15 protein-coding genes are annotated in these 16771 nt (G+C 66.7%); 10 read left to right on the top strand and 5 right to left on the bottom strand.

Going from position 1 to position 16771, the window contains the following annotated elements; translation table 11 throughout:
* Nucleotides 1–23: 23 nt before the first annotated feature.
* Nucleotides 24–473, bottom strand: a complete 450-nt coding sequence (gene gspG, locus D620_RS0113245) for a type II secretion system major pseudopilin GspG (RefSeq protein WP_026092206.1) — start codon at nt 471–473, stop codon at nt 24–26.
* A gap of 116 nt (nt 474–589) precedes the next feature.
* On the opposite strand from gspG, the gene D620_RS15370 reads away from it, so the two are divergent.
* The 9 genes from D620_RS15370 (at nt 590) to D620_RS0113200 (ending at nt 9606) form a co-directional block, all read left to right on the top strand.
* On the top strand, nt 590–2083 hold the full coding sequence (locus D620_RS15370) for a GspE/PulE family protein (RefSeq protein WP_155800166.1): 1494 nt from the start codon (nt 590–592) through the stop codon (nt 2081–2083).
* 1 nt (nt 2084) lies between these two features.
* Complete coding sequence (locus tag D620_RS0113235) at nt 2085–3299, top strand: type II secretion system F family protein (protein ID WP_033376891.1); 1215 nt, start codon at nt 2085–2087, stop codon at nt 3297–3299.
* A 41-nt stretch (nt 3300–3340) separates the two neighbouring features.
* Nucleotides 3341–3721 carry a hypothetical protein gene (locus tag D620_RS0113230; RefSeq protein WP_155800164.1) on the top strand — a complete coding sequence of 127 codons (381 nt, stop codon included), beginning with the start codon at nt 3341–3343 and terminating at the stop codon, nt 3719–3721.
* A gap of 352 nt (nt 3722–4073) precedes the next feature.
* Nucleotides 4074–4745, top strand: coding sequence for a hypothetical protein (locus D620_RS0113225; RefSeq protein ID WP_155800162.1), 672 nt, complete (start codon nt 4074–4076; stop codon nt 4743–4745).
* A gap of 260 nt (nt 4746–5005) precedes the next feature.
* Complete coding sequence (locus tag D620_RS0113220; protein WP_017666298.1) at nt 5006–6058, top strand: glycosyltransferase family 2 protein; 1053 nt, start codon at nt 5006–5008, stop codon at nt 6056–6058.
* Nucleotides 6045–6734: a class I SAM-dependent methyltransferase gene (locus D620_RS0113215; protein WP_017666297.1), complete on the top strand. Its 690-nt coding sequence runs from the start codon at nt 6045–6047 to the stop codon at nt 6732–6734. Before D620_RS0113220 ends, D620_RS0113215 begins: the two co-directional genes overlap by 14 nt.
* A 14-nt stretch (nt 6735–6748) precedes the next feature.
* Nucleotides 6749–7132 (top strand): GtrA family protein, encoded by a 384-nt coding sequence (locus D620_RS15365; protein WP_017666296.1) that lies wholly within the window; start codon nt 6749–6751, stop codon nt 7130–7132.
* Entirely contained in the window at nt 7129–8739 is a 1611-nt protein-coding gene (locus D620_RS15360; protein ID WP_017666295.1) for a hypothetical protein, read from the top strand. The genes D620_RS15365 and D620_RS15360 overlap by 4 nt, the downstream gene beginning before the upstream one ends.
* A 78-nt stretch (nt 8740–8817) precedes the next feature.
* Entirely contained in the window at nt 8818–9606 is a 789-nt protein-coding gene (locus D620_RS0113200; protein WP_017666294.1) for an SDR family oxidoreductase, read from the top strand.
* Here D620_RS0113200 and D620_RS0113195 read toward each other — a convergent pair.
* Together D620_RS0113195 and D620_RS16680 are read right to left on the bottom strand one after the other, a co-directional pair.
* Nucleotides 9603–11324: an N-acyl-D-amino-acid deacylase family protein gene (locus tag D620_RS0113195; RefSeq protein ID WP_017666293.1), complete on the bottom strand. Its 1722-nt coding sequence runs from the start codon at nt 11322–11324 to the stop codon at nt 9603–9605. The genes D620_RS0113200 and D620_RS0113195 overlap by 4 nt on opposite strands.
* 3 nt (nt 11325–11327) lie before the next feature.
* Nucleotides 11328–11735: an MAPEG family protein gene (locus D620_RS16680; RefSeq protein ID WP_017666292.1), complete on the bottom strand. Its 408-nt coding sequence runs from the start codon at nt 11733–11735 to the stop codon at nt 11328–11330.
* A 106-nt stretch (nt 11736–11841) separates the two neighbouring features.
* Here D620_RS16680 and D620_RS0113185 point away from each other — a divergent pair, with 106 nt between their 5' ends.
* Entirely contained in the window at nt 11842–12738 is an 897-nt protein-coding gene (locus tag D620_RS0113185) for an NAD(P)H-binding protein (protein WP_017666291.1), read from the top strand.
* On the opposite strand, the gene D620_RS0113180 is transcribed toward D620_RS0113185, so the two are convergent.
* A complete protein-coding gene (locus D620_RS0113180) occupies nt 12735–14648 on the bottom strand; it encodes a beta-galactosidase (protein ID WP_017666290.1) in 1914 nt (637 codons plus the stop codon). The genes D620_RS0113185 and D620_RS0113180 overlap by 4 nt on opposite strands.
* Complete coding sequence (locus D620_RS0113175) at nt 14645–16750, bottom strand: alpha-galactosidase (protein WP_017666289.1); 2106 nt, start codon at nt 16748–16750, stop codon at nt 14645–14647. The genes D620_RS0113180 and D620_RS0113175 overlap by 4 nt, the downstream gene beginning before the upstream one ends.
* Nucleotides 16751–16771: the final 21 nt, after the last annotated feature.

Below are 16771 nucleotides of genomic sequence, written 5' to 3'. Positions count from 1 at the left end.
CGACAAGCGCAAAGCCTCGATCGCTACCGGATGCCGGCATCGGCGCCGCCCACAAAAATGTCGCGCGCGGTGCCTGTGCCACCTGCCGATCCGTCGCTGCCCAGCGTGCCGACGGCCGGCCGCCCATCAGGCGTTTGCGGCTCGCGATAGATGAACGGGCGCCCCCAAGGATCCTTCGGCACGCCCTCCGCCAGATAAGGCCCTTGCCAGCTTTCCGCGACATCGGCGGCCGGGAGCTGCAGGAGCGCAAGCCCCTCGGCGCTGCTCGGATAGCGATCGATATCGAGCCGCATCGATGTCAGCGCCGATTCCAAAGAGCGAATTTGTGCGCGCGCAGCAACGACTTTGGACTTATCGAATTGCTCCATCAAGCGAGGAGCAACCAACGCCATAATGAGACCAATTATCGCCAAAACGATAATTAATTCTACCAAAGTGAAACCATTTTCAAATTTTGATCGGATATTCTTCATGTTATTTATACCAAATGACAGCATTGAATGTGACTCAAGGATATGATGGTCTTTGAGAGATCTCAAGGTTTTCGGCTTTGTACATTAGTGATTTAGACTTTCTTACCTCAGACGGCTTGATTTCGCAGGCTGACCTTGTCGAGGCTCGGGCGTTACAGGCGCATGGCGGCGGCTCGATCGCTGCGGCATTGATCCGCCTGGGTGTTATCGGTGACGAGCGGCTGGGCGAGGCATTGGCGGAGGTCATGGACCTGCCCTTGCTGACCGACGCGCCCGCGAGCGGTCAGATCCTTGCCGCGCAAAAAACCTTGCGGTTTTCGCTGAGCTGGCTTGCAGAGCAGGAAGTGTTGATCTGGTGCGACGCGCTTGATCGTCCCTGCATCGCCTTTGCCAGTTGCAGCAATGCGCTGATCGAAGAGGCGGTGGAGCAGTGGGACATTGGGCCCGGCCGCCGCTTCGTGATCGCGTTGCGCCTGCTGCGCGCCGTTCTGGCCGATCTGGAGGAGGGCGGCAGCAGCCAGCCTTCATCGGGCGTCATCGGCAAGTTGGAAGAATTGGCGGAAGACGCGCCGGCAATCGAATTCATCAATGCAATGCTGTCCGAAGCGATGGCCCGCCGGGCTAGCGACATCCATATCGAGCCCTTCAAGGGTGACATGCAGATCCGCTTGCGGATTGATGGAACGCTTCATCTTTGGCGCACTGTTGCTGCGATCCGCTTTGCAGCGATCGCCTCGCGCATCAAACTCTTGTGCGGAATGGATATTGCCGAACGGCGAATGCCGCAGGACGGCCGTTACGCTCTCCGAATTGCCGGCCGCGACGTCGATATTCGCGCATCCTGCCTGCCGGGCGTCTGGGGCGAATCGATCGTCCTGCGCTTTCTGGGCCGCACCATCGACCTGCCTTCGCTCGCCGAACTGGGTATGGCGCCGGCGATGGCCCAGCAATTGGGCGATCTGATCCGCCAGCCTGCCGGCCTGCTGTTGATCGCGGGCCCCACCGGATCGGGAAAAACGACAACGGTTTATAAATTGCTCGAGCAGTTGAATGACGGTTCACGCAAGATCATCACCATCGAAGACCCTGTCGAAATTGATCTTCCAGGGGTGATCCAGGTCAACGTGCGGCAGGATATCGGGCTTGATTTCGCCACTGGCCTGCGATCGATGCTGCGCCAGGATCCTGATGTCATCTTTGTGGGCGAAATTCGCGATTCCGAAACGGCACAAATGGCAACGCGCGCGGCAATGACCGGGCATTTGGTGATTTCCACCCTGCACACCCGCTCAGCGGCAGCATCGATCACGCGCATGGTTGACCTTGGCATTGAAGGCTATCTGCTAGCTGAGGCGATCAGCGGGATCATCGCGCAACGCCTGTTGCGGCGGCGCTGCGCAGACAACGCATATAGCGGGCGGATCGGCGTCTATGAACTTATGGGCGTCGAACCGCTGCTGCGCGACGCGATCCGGCGTAACGCCCCGCAGAGCGAGCTTGAACAGATTGCCTCGCAGACGCGCTATCGGCCGATGATCGATGACGCTCGCGACAAAGCGGACGCCGGGTTAACCGACGCGGCCGAAATCCAGCGTGTGCTGGGAGACTGAAATGGCGGGTGACGGTGCAAGCCATTATCTTTATGTCGCGATTGACGGTAACGGACGGCGGCAGCGCGGAACGGTGCAAGCCGACAACGCGACCCAAGCCTTTGCCCGGGTCACACGTCAGCATCTGACCGTTGTTAAGCTGGAACACTGCGGTGCAGGCGACACCGCCAGCAGCAAGGCAACCTCCCGCCGCGACCAGATTGCTCTGCTGCGACAATTGGGCTTGATGCTGCAAGCACGCGTCGATCTGATGCAGGCACTCATGGCGATGCAGGCCGGGGCAGCCACACCGACACTGCGTTCGGCGATCGACGTTGCTATGTCCGAACTACGGAGCGGAAAGCCGTTGGGTGTATGCCTCAGGACCGCGATCCCGGGAATGCCGTCCGACATCCTCGCGCTGGTCAATGCCGGAGAGGCCGGCGGCTGCCTTGCAGAAACCATCGGCCACGCCGTCGAACAGCTAGAGGCAGAGGAACGCATCGCAGCAACCATCAAGAGCGCGCTCGTCTATCCGACCTTCTTATCGGTTGCCGGATTGCTGGTCGGCATGATCATGCTGCTGTTTGTCATACCCCGTTTTGCAACGCTGATCGGCGAACGTCGCGATCAGCTTGATGCGATGTCACGGCAAATCTTCTGGCTCGGGGACGTTGCGCAGCAGAGTTTTGGGCTGGCGCTGATCGCCCCGCTCGTCGCGTTCCTGTTCCTGATAGTCACTGGTCTGCGTGGCGATAATGCCTGGCTGCGCCGCTATGCAATCCGCCACATCCCTTTGCTTGCGCGCCTGTCGCTGCAAAGAGAACGCGAAAGGTGGTGTCGCATCATGACCTTTGCGCTGCTCGCACGCATTTCGATCGTCGATGCGATGGGGCTGGCTGCGGATGGCCTTAAGGATACTTCGTTGCAGGAACGGGCAATCAACGCCTCGCGCGAATTGCGCGTCGGAAGCCGGGTGGCAGACGCGATCGCTGCGATCGGGCTGCTGGATGAGGCGCAGTTGAGCCTCGTGCGGGCGGGCGAGGAATCGGGGCTTCTGGCCGACATGTTCAGGCGCATCGCCATCGACACGGAGCTGGGGCTTCGAGAGAGCCTGAAGCGCACAACCGGGGTGCTTGAGCAAACAGTGGTGGTTGCCGTTTCGCTGTTTGTCGGGCTTATCGTTTACGGGCTGATTGCTTCCTTGACGAGCGTATACGAAACGGTTCCGCTGTGATCGCGCGATCTCGAACACAGGGTTTCAGCACGCTGGAGCTCTTGGTCGCACTCGCCATATTGTCGCTGGGCCTGATGGCGCTGATCGATTTTCGCCTTAGCTTGCTTCAGACGCAGTCGCGCCAACTTGCACAAGTAGAGGCGATCCAGCATGAGGCGAACGCGCTTGCACTGCTGCGTCAGATCAATCCGGCGGCCGAACCGTCGGGCCGCAAGGCGCTCGGTCAATCGGTGTGGTTGCAATGGGAGGCGCGCCCGGCTGGAAATTATCGCCCGCAGCTTGCCTGGCTGGGCCGTGAGACAGGGTACCGGGTCGCGCTATTCAAGGTGGACTACGCGATCATCGAAGCCAATGCGGTGAGCGTGCGGGGCTCGATCGCGTTGATCGGCCGCATTGGCCCCGATAGCCGGCCCACGCTTTGACCCCGCCGCATTGAAGGAGAATGAGGTATCTGCGCTCTGCCCTTGGTGCTGTTGATCAAAAGCTTCAGCAACATGGCGTATTTCGGCAACAACAACGCTGAACGAGGGTAAGCGAGATTGGGCAACATTTGGGCAGCGCGGTTTTCGGTGCGAGCCGGGTTCACCGCAGCCTGGACACGCATGTAAATCACGGAAAAAAAGAGATTTTGCGTAATGATACGGTCCCGTGTTCGACTCACGTAAACCCGGCCACCGCCCCATCTCTTCGCCATCGCCTGCTGCTGCTGATTTCGCTATCCGGTCGGCGGCCGGTGTTTGTTCGGCGGGGTTGGCAAAAGGGGGGCGGCTTGGCGTGAGGGGTTCGGTTGCGGCGGTAGCGGCGGCGTTGCTCTGCCAGGCGGTGCCCTTGGCGGGCGCTGCCGTGCGGCCGCTGTGCGGCACGGGCCGGAACGCGGGCGTCTGCTTCGCTTCGGTTGACCGCAACGGCAGGCTTTCGGCTGCGGAACGCGCCAAGCTCGCCGCCGCAGCGCCGGTCGCCGTCGATATTGTCAGCTCGCGCGCCTTCGCCGCCGAACTCGCCGCATTCCATGCCGCGCTTCCGGCGCGCTGGGTGAAGGCGAACCGCTATTGGCGCGGCTTTGACCCGGTGGAGGCCACTGCGGCGATCCAGACCGCTTTCGCGGGGCTGCATATCGACACCAGAGGCGGCGCGCAGGCGCAAAGGGATGCGCGGTTCGGCGGGAACCTCGCCTACGAGGGCAGCACCGATGCGCGCACCGGGGAGCGGTTCATCCTGCTCAACCGCTACCGGCTGGACCGGCCGGCGGCGGGGCTGGTTGGCACCTATGTGCACGAGGCGGCGCACAAGGCGGGCTATTCGCACCGCGCCGGGCAGTCCCCGGACCAGAAATGCGAGCCGCCCTATGTCATGGCGCAGCTCGCCCGCAAGCTCGCCGATCCCGAAAGCTGGCCGGGCTATGCCGCGGGCAAGAATGCGTGCCGGTTCTGGCGGACGATGAAATGAGGCTGGACGGGGCGGGAGCGGCATAATCCGCCGAGGCCGCCTACATCGAGGCGCGGCGCGAAATGTGGCCGCAATGGGGCAAAAACGGTTGCCCCGCGCCCAAACTTCGTTCAATGGCCATACCCGCGCCTCCCCTGTTTGGAATCATGAGGCGCGCGCCCTTCGCGCAGGGGCAGGTCCGGGGCAGATGGCCGGAGTGCGCGACTGATCACGTGTTTCAGCATCGCCGGCACCACCCAGGCTTCAGGAGGACTGAGAACTTGCAGCTTCCGCACCATCTTCCCGGCTCGATCGAGCTGTCCGTCGTCATCCCCGTCTACAACGAGGAAGCAGGGCTCGACGCGCTGATCGAGCGCGTTACCGCCGCCGCCCACGCCCAGTTCGGCGAGCGGTATGAATTCATCCTCGTCAACGATGGCTCGAAGGATGGCAGCTGGAACGCGATCTGCCAGCACGCCGACCATGATCCGCGCATCGTCGCGATCAACCTGTCGCGCAACCACGGCCACCAGCTGGCGCTGACCGCGGGCCTCAACCATGTGCGCGGCGAGATCATCTTCGTGCTGGATGCCGACTTGCAGGACCCGCCCGAACTGCTCGGCCCGATGCTCGAACAGCTCAGGCAGGGCTATGACGTGGTCTATGGCCAGCGCACCAAGCGCCACGGCGAGACCGCTTTCAAGCGCGGCACCGCGGCGCTGTTCTACCGCGGCCTTGCCAGCATGGTCGATACCCACATTCCGCGCGACACCGGCGATTTCCGCCTGATGACCCGCCGCGTGGTCGACCAGCTCAATGCCATGCCGGAACGCTACCGCTTCATCCGCGGGCTGGTCAGCTACATCGGTTTCAACCAGACCGCCTTTCCCTATGAACGCGACGCGCGCTACGCGGGGGAGACCAACTACCCCTTGCGCAAGATGCTCGCGCTCGCGGTCGATGCGGTGACGAGCTTCTCGGTCGTTCCGCTGCGCTTTGCCTCGCACCTCGGGATGCTGTTCGGCCTGGCCGGCCTCGTCTCGCTGGTCGGCATCCTGTGGTCGTGGCTGGCGGGCGGCACGGTGCAGGGCTGGGCGAGCCTGGCCGCGCTGACGCTCATCATGGGCTCGGTCCAGCTGCTGGTGCTCGGCGTGTTCGGCGAATATCTCGGCCGCATGTACATGGAGGGCAAGAGCCGTCCGCTGTTCATCATCTCCGAGGTGCGCCGCCATCCGATCGCCGCCAACGAGGAACCCGCCGAGACCGCAAGCCATGTGGCCGAGGGCGGCATGATCGACACCAAGGTGGGCGAGGGTATCCGTGTCGCAGGCTGAATTCGACGCTTACGTTGACGAATATGACGCCCAGCACGCCAACTCGGTCAAGCTGAGCGGGGAGGACCCGGAATTCTTCGCCCAATACAAGGCGAAGGAAGCCGCGCTTGTGGCTGCCGCCGCCGGCCTTGCGCCGCAGCGGATCATGGATTTCGGCGCGGGGCGGGGCAATTGCATCGCCCACCTGCAAGCCGCCTTTCCCGATGCCGCGCTGACCGCTCTCGACGTTTCGGCGCGCTCGCTCACCCATTGCCAGGCGCGCGCGATCCGTCCGCTGGAGGCCGTGTGTTATGACGGGCGGACCCTGCCCTTCGAGGACGCGAGCTTCGACCTCGTCTTCACGGCCTGCGTGTTCCACCACATCCCGGCCGAAGACCATATCCGTCTGCTTGCCGAGATCCGCCGGGTGCTCGCCCCCAAGGGCCGCTTTATCCTGTTCGAGCACAACCCCTGGAACCCGCTCACCCGCCATGCGGTGGCGACCTGTCCTTTCGATGTGAATGCGGTGCTGATCAGCGCGCCGGAAATGCGCCGCCGCTTCCGCGCTGCGGGCTTCACCGACATCGACCTCAAGTGGACACTGTTCTTCCCGGCCTTCGCCGCGGCGCTGCGTCCGCTTGAAGCCGCGCTCGGCTGGCTGCCGCTCGGCGCGCAATACCGCCTCGCCGCGCGCTGAGAGAGCCTGACACGATGCTTGCCCGCCTGCTGTGTTTCGGGCTCACTGGCCTTGCGAATTCGGCAGTGGGCTGGGCGGTGATCTTCGGCGGGCTGTGGGCCGGAATGAACGGGCTTGCGGCCAATGCGGCAGGCTATGGCGTGGGGCTCGTCTTGTCCTTCACCCTCAATCGCCGCTTCGTGTTCGGCGTGACCGGCAAGGTGAGCGCCCCCGAGGTGCTGCGCTTCCTTGCCGCCTTCGCCATCGCCTACGGGGTCAATGTCGCGGTGCTGCTTGCCGCGCAAGGCGTGTTCGGGGCGGACAGCGCGCTCGCGCAAGTGCCGGCGATCGGTGCCTATATCGTGATCTTCTTCCTGCTTTCGCAGTTCGTCGTCTTCAAGCCGGCGGCCCGCGAATGAGCGCGTCATCGCCGATCCTGCCGCTTGGCGACACACGTCCGGTGAAGGGCCCGCTCGACCGCTGGTGGGCGATCGCGCTGGTGTGCCTCATCGCCATCGCCCCGCTGCTGGTGGTGGGGATCGCGCCGCTCACCGACCTTTACGGCCACCTCGGGCGCCACGCGGTGCAGACCGAGCTGGCCCAGCGCCCGGGCCTCCAGCCCTATTTCAGCTACCAATGGCAGCTGATCGGCAATCTTGGCGGGGATATCCTCGTCCAGCTGTTCCACCCGCTGCTGGGTGTCGAGGGCGCGGTGCGGGCGACGGTGCTGCTGACGCAGGGCCTGGGCGCGCTCGGCCTGCTGCTGGTGAGCCGCGCGGTGCATGGCCGCATCACGCCCTTTGCGCTCGCCGCGATCCCGCTCATCTACGGCTTCCCGTTCAATTACGGCTTCATCAACTACACGCTGAGCATGGCCCTGGCGCTGCTTGCCTATGCCGCATGGCTGCATATCCGGCGCAGCGGGCACCGAATGTCCGAAGGGCTGGCGGCCTTGTGGCTGGGTGCGGCGGGGGCGGCGATCTGGGTTGCGCATACCTATGGCTGGGCGTTCCTCGGGCTGCTCGCCGGATCGACCATGCTTGCCGAGGCGATCAATGCCCGCACCCATCCGGCGCGCGCTGCCTTGCGCATCCTTGCCGCGTGCTGGCCGCTGCTGCTGCCGATCGTGCCGATGGTGATCTGGCGCGCGACCAGTTCGGGCGCGGCGATCGGGGGCTGGGCCTGGCAATACAAGTTCGTGTGGCTGCTCTCGGCCCTGCGCACCTACTGGCGCGATTTCGACATGGCCTCGCTCGCGGTGCTGGCGATGCTGCTCGGCTGGGCGGTCGCATCGCGCAGCGTGCGGTTCGAGCGCGGAGTGGGGATCGCGGCGCTGCTGTGCTTCGTGTTCTTCCTTGCCCTGCCGTTCCGGGTGTTCGGATCGGCCTTCGCCGACATGCGCCTGCTGCCCTATGCGCTGGCGCTGGCGCTGGTGGCGATCGGCGCGGGGAAACTGGCGCAGGGCAAGCACGCGAAGGTGTGGCTGTTGGCATGCGGGATCGCGCTCGCCTTCTTCGGGGTGCGCATGGCGACGACCACGGTCGCCTTTGCGCGGCAGGACCGCCAGGTGCAGGCGGCGCTGCCGGCGCTGGGCAAGATGCCCAAGGGCGCGCGGGTTGCGTTCTTTTCGGTAAAGCCCTGCCGCACGCGCTGGGCGCTGGCACCGCTCGATCACCTTTCGGGCGCGGCGATGGCGCGGCGCGATGCCTTCGTGAACGACCAGTGGCAGCAGCCCGGCGTCAACCCCTTGAAGGTCAGCTACCCGGCGGCCGAGCCCTTCGTGCGCGATCCCTCGCACCTCGTGGTGCGCGAGGATTGCAAGGAGACCCGCTCGCGCCAGCGCCTGTCGAGCGCGCTGCGCCGCCTGCCGCGCACGGCCTTCACCCATATCTGGATCGTCGGCGAGCTGCCGAAGAAGATCACCCCGCCGCCGGGCTTTGTCGAGGTCCCCGATGCGGGCAGCGGGCGGCTGTTTGCCTCCGCGTCCGCCGCCCCGCCGCCGCCCCCGCTCGCGCCCGCAGACTGACCCGCCAGCAAGTTCGCCAGTTCCCCCGCCCCCGCATCCGCGTCACAAGCGGGCAGGGATAGCGGGAGAGACCGGCACATGGATCTGGGAATTCGCGGGCGGCGCGCGCTCGTCAATGGCGGCAGCGCAGGCATGGGCCGCGGCGCGGCGCTGGCGCTGGCGCGCGAGGGCTGCGAGGTGTTCATCTCGGCGAGGGGCGCCGCGCGGCTCGGGGAGACCTGCCGCGCCATCGCCGCCGAAACCGGCGCGAAGGTCCACCCGCTGGTCGCCGATCATGCCTCGGACGCGGGCCGCGAGACGATCCTCTCGGCCTGTCCCGATCCCGACATCCTCGTCGCCACCTGCGCCCCGCCGCCCTTCACCGGCGACTTCCGCGAGGTCTCGCGCGAAGCCTTCGAGGCATCGGTGGCGACCGCGCTCTTGAGCCCCATCGATTACATCAAGGCGGTGACCGGCCCGATGGTCGAACGGCGCTGGGGCCGGATCGTCAACATCTCGACCGGTGCTGCCAAATACCCGGCCGCGATGCGGGTGCTGTCCGGCCCGCCGCGCGCGGCACTGGCCAATTACTGCCACGCGATCTCCAAGGAGCTTGCGCCTTACAATGTCACGGTCAACGCGGTGCTGCCCGGGATGCACCACACGCCGGGGATCGAGGAGATGATGAACCCGCGCGCTGCCGCCAACGGGCGCACCTATGACGAGGAGGTGGCAAGCTTCGTCAAGGCGGTCCGCATCCCCGCCGGCCGCTTTGGCGATCCCGAGGATCTTGGCGCGCTGGTGGCGATGCTCTGTTCTGCCCAGGCAAGCTTCGTCACCGGCCAGTCGCTGGTCGTCGATGGCGGGATGGGGACTTCGGTCTTCTAGGCCGCCGCGCGGTAGCCGCTGCCGCGCACCAGCTTGCCCGGCCGCGCGCCGGTGCTCTCGTCGAAGCGGCGGATGATCTCGCCGGCGACGATGGTCGCCTCGTAGCCGGTGGCGCGCTGGTGCAGGCGGCGGCCGCCTGCCGGCAGATCGCGGACGACTTGCGGGAGGTGCAGGGTGAGGCCATCGAGGTCGATCACGTTGAGATCCGCGCGCCCGCCGACCACGAGCGTGCCGCGGTCGGCGAAGCCCACCGCCCGCGCGGCCTTCCGGCCCAGCATGTGCACCGCCTCGGCCAGTTCCAGCTTCAGCGGCCCGTCCTTCTGCACGAATTCGGTGAGCAGGTAGGTCGAATAGCTCGCATCGCAGATCGCACCATAATGCGCGCCCCCATCGCCGAGGCCGGGCACGCAATGCGGGTGGCGCAGCATCTCGTGCGCGCTGGCGAGGCTGGCGTTCTCGTAATTGCCGAGCGCGGCAAGGAACAACCCGCGGCCCTCGGTTGCCAGCAGCCGGTCATAGGCGACCTCCTGCGGGGTGCACCCGCGCGCCTCGGCCTGCCCCGCCATGCTCATGTGCGCAGGCGGGGCGTAGTCGGGCGGGTTGTCCAAGGGGAACAGCCAGCGCCAGTTGCGGGCAAGTTCGTTGAAGGGGTGGCCGGGGGTGAAATCCTCGCTCAGCAGTGCGGCGCGCAATGCGGGATCGCGCATCGCGGCGACCTGTTCGGGGATCGGAAGGTGCGCGATCCTGCTCCACGACGGGCACAGCACGAACGGGTGCACCGTCAGTTCGAGGCCCGCGATCAGCCCGATCGGGCGCGGCATCACCTGCGCGTTCGCCACGCCGCCGCTGGCATTGGTGCGCTCCAGCATCTCCAGCACCCGCCGCCAGCGCGGCGGCGCGTCATTGCCCGAGGCGAGGGTGAAGGTCGCCGGACGGCCGGAGGCGGCGATCATCCGCTCGATCACTGGATATTCCTTGTCCCACCCGACAAAGGCATCGAGCACCACCTGGAACGTCCCCGCGCCCGCATCCGCCATCCCGCGGCCGATGGCTTCGAGTTCGGCGATGTCGGTATCGAAGGTCGGGATCGCCTGCCCGTCGGCGGTCTTGTGGATCGAGAGCCGCGAGGTCGCAAAGCCCAGCGCGCCTGCGCGCATCGCCTCGGCGGTGAGGCGGCGCATCGTTGCAAGATCATCCGCGTTCGCCACCTCGCGCGCTGCGCCGCGTTCGCCCATCGCATAGACCCGCAAGGGTGAGTGCGGCAGGTAGGCGGCAACGTCGATGTCGCGCTTTCCGGCGGCGACCTTGTCGAGATACTCGGGAAAGGTCTCCCAGTCCCAGTCGAGCCCCTCGGTCATCACCACGCCGGGAATGTCCTCGACCCCCTCCATGACGTTGACGAGCATGGCGTGATCGCTCTTGCGGCAGGGCGCGAAGCCGACGCCGCAATTGCCCATCACCGCAGTCGTCACGCCATGCGAGGAGGAGGGGGAAAGCTCCTCGGCCCAGATGCACTGGCCATCGTAATGCGTGTGGACGTCGATGAAGCCGGGGGTGACGATCTTGCCCTTCGCGTCGATCTCGTCGGCCCCGCGCCCGCCGACGCTGCCGATTGCCGCGATGCGCCCGGCGGTGATGGCGACATCGCCGGCGACCAGATCGCCGCCTGTGCCGTCGGCGATGGTGCCGCCGCGGATCACCAGATCATAGTCTGCCATGGCTCAGGCCTCTCCTTGCGCCAGTTTCACGATCCCGCCTACAGCCGAGCCGAGCACGAAGATATAGATCGGCGGCATCGAGATGTAGAGCGGGATCAGTCGCTTTTCGGCCGCCTTGTGATAGCCCAGCGCATAGAGCACCCGCATCGGCGGCCAGACGATGCCGATGGCAGCGGCCCATAGCGGGCTCACCGCATAGGCGAACAGCCACATGCCGGGCAGGAACAGCACGAGGTGTTCGAGCGTGTTGTGATGCGCGCGGACATGGCGGACATATTCCTCCGGCCCCTCGTGCGAGGGCGCGGGCACCTTGAACTTCACCCGCGCAAGCCCCGCCTTCAGCAGCGTGAAATAATAGGCAAGCAGCGCCAGCGCGCTGACGATCACGACGTAGATGTAAGGGTCCTGCATCGGCGGCGCCTCTCCCCGAGCGCTTGGCTGACAGGCTGGCGGGGGGAGGGGCGGGCGGCAACTCGCACTTTTGCGCTTGGGCAGGGGGCGCGCTAAGGGTGGGGCGATGACCGAGCTTTCCGAACACCCGCGCCGCATTGCCCTCGCCGGGGCGAGCGGAACGATCGGCGCGGCGGTGCTGCGAAGGCTGGAGGGGGAGGGGCATGACGTTGCCGCTCTCCCGCGCGGCGCTTTCATCGAGCCGGACGCGCTGGCAGACGGCATCAGGGACGACCGGATCGATGTCGTAATCTCCTGCATCGCCTCGCGTTCGGGCGCGCCGGGGGATGCGCTGGCGGTGGATTACGGGGCGAATGCCACGCTGCTCGCGGCGGCGCGCGAGGCGGGCGTCGCGCAGTTCATCCTGCTCTCGGCGATCTGCGTGCAGAAGCCCTTGCTGGCGTTCCAGCACGCCAAGCTGCGTTTCGAGGCTGAATTGCAAGCCAGCGGGATCGGCTACACGATCATCCGGCCGACCGCCTTCTTCAAGTCGCTCTCGGGGCAGGTGAAGCGCGTCAAGGCGGGCAAGCCGTTCCTGATCTTCGGCGACGGCAACCTCACCCGCTGCAAGCCGATCAGCGACGATGACCTGGCGTGCTTCATCGCCTCGTGCATCGGCAATCCCGGAGCGCTGGGCAAGGTGTTCCCCATCGGCGGCCCCGGGCCTGCGCTGAGCTTGCGCGATGCGGGGGAATTGCTTTTCGCGGCGGCGGGCCGGGAGCCACGCTTCCGTTCGGTCAGCCCTGCGATGTTCACATGGGCCGAGAAGGTGCTTGCCCTGGGCGCGCCGTTCTCGCCCTGGTTCGCCGAGAAGGCCGAATACGCCCGCATCGCGCGCTATTACGCGACCGAGAGCATGCTGGTGCTCGACCCGGCGAGCGGCGAATATTCCGCTGATCTCACCCCCGAATACGGGCGCGAGACGCTGGCGGATCACTACCGGCGGTTGCTCGCGGAAGCCTAGCGCGGGGCGATGTGCCAGCTGGCGGGGCCGAGGGTCTCGCCGAGGTGCGGCACGAAGACCGATTCGGCGGCATAGTTGAAGGTGAAGGCGTGGGCAGCCGTGCGCCGGATGCGGATACCTTCGGGAAGGTCGAGCAGCGGCACGCCCGCCTTGCCTGCCATCCGCTCGACAAGCCGCCGCAGCAGGGCACGGTCGGGCCAGATCGCGCAGTAGCGCACATGGCCATGGGCATAGACCACCCCGCGCCCCGCTTTGTCGGACAGCTCGGGGGCGAGGCCCGACGCCACATCCTCGCGCCAGCGGGTGACGGTGAAGCCCTCTGCCGCCTCGGCGATACCGTCACGCAGGGATTCGACGCGGGTGACGGTGAGCGGGATCGCTCGCTTGAGATCGCCCGGCGCGAGGCCTTCGGGGATGCAGAAGCTCTCCGTCTTGCTGCCCGACCTTGGCCCCAGGAGCACCGGGCAATCGAGCGCCGCGAGCTTGTCCGCGAAGCCCGCCGGGATGATTGGCAGCGTCGGCACCAGCACCATGCGGTAGCCCGACAGATCGGCGTCGGGCGCAAGGATGTCGACATCGAGCCCGCGCACCCGCAGCGCCTGATACCATTCGAACGCCAGCTCGAGATAGCGGAAGTTCTGCCCTTGCGGCTGGATGCCGATGGTCCACGCCGCCTCGTAGGAGAATACCAGCGCGACCGGGGCCTGCCCGGTCGTCTGCGGACCAATCCCGGCCAGCACCGCCGCTGCCGCGCGCGCCTCGCCTGCGGCTTCGGCCTCGGTGCTGTCGGGGCGCAGGAGGCCGGCGTGCATCTGCTCCTGCGCGAACGGCGCCTGCCGCCAGCGGAAGTAGCTGGTAAGCTCGGCCCCGTGCGCGGCTGCCTCGAGGGTCCACAGCGCCACCATCCCCGGCAGCGGCGCGGGGTTGAAGCGCGCCCAGTTCACCGGCCCCGGCTGCTGCTCCATCACCCCCCAGCGCGAGCCGGATTCCTTGGGCGAGCATCCCCGGTAGAGGTCATGGTGGAAGGCGGCGATATCGGGATGGCCCTGGCGGAAATAGGCGGCCTTCTCTTCGCCCGAGAACCAGAATTGCTCAAGGAAGCCGAGCGGATAGGAATCCCACGTCGCCACGTCGATGTCGCGGCCCACGGCGTGGTGATCGAACTCGGTGAAGAAGCCCATGAAGTTGTGGGTGACGGGGGTGCCGGGCGAGAGCCGCCGCAGGATATCGACCTGCTCGCGGTTGAAGCTCGCCACCTGGTCCGAGGCGAAGCGGCGGTAATCGAGCCAGTGCGCGGGGTTCGCCTCGGTGACGGTGAGGTGGGGCGGATCGATCTCGGCGAAGCTCCTGTATTCCATGCTCCAGAACACGTTGCCCCACGCCGCGTTGAGGGCCTCCACCGTGCCATAACGGGCAGCGCACCACCCCCGGAAGGCCGAGGCGGCGGCGTCCGAAAAGCTCAGCACGGTATCGTGGCAGCCATATTCGTTGTCGGTCTGCCACATGTGGAGCGCGGGGTGCCGCCCGTAGCGTTCCGCCAGCGCGGTGACGATCCTTGCGGCTTCGGCGCGATAGCCCTCGTGGCTGAAGCAGTAGTGGCGCCGCGAGCCGAAGCCGCACGGGCGGCCCTTCTCGTCGATGGCGACCATGTCGGGCATCGTGTCGACCAGCCACTTGGGCGGGGTCGCGGTCGGCGTGCCGAGGATCACCTCGAGGCCCGCCGCGTGGAGCGTGTCGATCGCGCGGTCGAGCCAGCCCCAGTCGTAATGCCCCGGCTCGGGCTCAAGGCGGCTCCACGCGAATTCGCCGATCCGCACGAGGGCAAGGCCCATCTCCCGCATGCGCCGCGCATCATCGGCCCACATCGCCTCGGGCCAGTGTTCGGGGTAGTAACAGCAGCCGAGTTTCATTCGGGGAGCCTCTCCAGCGCGATCAGCCACGCGGTTTCGGGGTGGGTGAGGGGCAGCGCAAGGCCCTGCGTCATCAGCGCGGTGCCCGAGAGGGTCAGGTCCCCGCGCCACCGCTCCGGCGCGGCGAGGTAGTGCTGCGCTCTCGGCGGCCAGGGTTCGGGCAGGGTGACGCGGTAGCGGGCGTCCGGCTCCAGCCCAGCGAGGCGCAAGGGCGCGGCATCGAACACCGGCGAGAAGGCGGTCTGCGCGGCGAGGGCAAGGGCCTTGCCTTCGTGGACCACCATCATCGCGGTCACCTCAGGATCGGGGTGGGCAAGACGGTGCAAATCGCCCGCATGCAGCACCGAGCGCCACGCCTTGTAGAGCGCGATGTGCTGGCCAAGGCATTCGCGCTCCTTGTCGGTCATGCGCGCAGGATCGGCCTCGACCCCCATGTGCCCGAACATCGCCACCTTGGCGCGGAAGTCCATCGCCAGCCGCCTGCCAGTGATCGGATTGGGCGAGGGGCCGACATGGCTGCCGAGCACTTCCAGCGGCAGGAACTGGCTCCACGCGGGAATGATCCGCAGGCGCTCGATGGCGTCGTTGTTGTCGGAGGGCCAAACGCGGGTGCAGCGGGAGAGTGTGCCGTAATCGATCCGCCCCCCGCCGCTCGAACAGCTCTCGATCTCGACCTGCGGATGGGCGGCGCGCAAGGCATCGAGGAGGGCATAGAAACCCTCGGTCTGCCCGGGGCCCGAGGGGAAGAGGTCGCGGTTGTGATCCCACTTGAGGTAAGCGATGGCGTGCTCGCGCAGCAGCGCGTCGAGGCGTTCGAACAGATAATCGCGCACCTCCGCGCGCGCCATGTCGAGCGCCAGCTGGCCGCGCATCGTCGGACGCTCGCGGCCTTCGGTGTGCAGGCACCAGTCGGGGTGGGCGCGGTAAAGGTCGCTGTCGGGCGAGACCATCTCCGGCTCCACCCACAGGCCGAAATCCATGCCGAGTTCGTGGACGCGCGCGATCAACGGGCCGAGACCGTTCGGGAAGATATCGGGCGAGACGAACCAGTCGCCGAGGCTTGTGGTGTCGTCACGCCGCCCGCCGAACCAGCCATCGTCGAGCACGAAGCGCTCGATGCCGAGGGCGGCGGCATCCTCGGCAAGGCGCATCAGCCCCGCTTCGGAGAGGTTGAAGCCCAGCGCCTCCCACGAATTGAGGTGGACCTTGCGCGGGGGCCACGCCTCGCGGTTCGGGAGAATGGCGCGGGCGTGGGTGTGGAACACTTGCGCGAGGGCGGAGCGGTCGGCCGCCAGCGCCACCATCGCCACCGGCGTGCGGTAGCCACCCTCGTGCGCTAGATCGACCTCGCCCCCGTCCCAGCTCGCGCCCATCTGGAGCACCGCGCGGCCATCGGCGCTGCCCACCATGTCGGGGTCGATCCGGGTGTCGTGATCGCCGCTCCATGCGAGATGCGCGCCCAGCACCTCGCCCGACGCGGGGTCTTCGAAGATCAGCCAGTTGCCCCCCGCAAATCCCGGCTTGCCGGCGACCGAGGTGCGCGCGAAACCTTCGGGCGCGATCGGGCGGGTAGCCTCGCGCATTTCCCCCGCCCAGCGTCCGCTAAAGCTGGTGAGGTGGGTGAAGCGACGGGGCAAGGGCAGCGCGAGCGCGCTCAGCCGATCGAGCACCAGCCTGCGCCCGCCGCCGTTGTTGATCGACGCCTCGGTGCAGATCATGCCCGATGGGCCGAGCCACCAGTTCTGCTCGATATCGACCCCGAGCATTTCATCGTAGAAGGTGAGGACCAGTTCGGTAGGATAGTGCTCCCAGGCGGCGAGGCGGAAATCGGTAGCGCACAGAAAGCAGGTATCCTCGTGCCTTTCGCTCAGCCGCACCGCAGGCGTGCCGCTCCACCCCGCCTTGCCCTCCGGCAGAAGCCCCGGAACCGGCGGCACATCGGGCTGGCTCTCGTGCCGACCGTGCGCGGTGGCGGCGGCGATCATGGCGAGATCCTCGCCCGCGGGCAGGCGCGCGCCGAGGTAGACGAGGTCCGCTCCGCCGCCCACCTCCAGCGCGAACACCAGCGTCAGCCGCTCGCCGTCGAGCCTTACGAATTCCACTGGCTACCCTCTCCCGTCTCG

The organism is Porphyrobacter sp. AAP82, assembly GCF_000331285.1.
Lineage (GTDB): Bacteria > Pseudomonadota > Alphaproteobacteria > Sphingomonadales > Sphingomonadaceae > Erythrobacter.
This window is presented reverse-complemented; position numbering and strand designations above follow the sequence as displayed.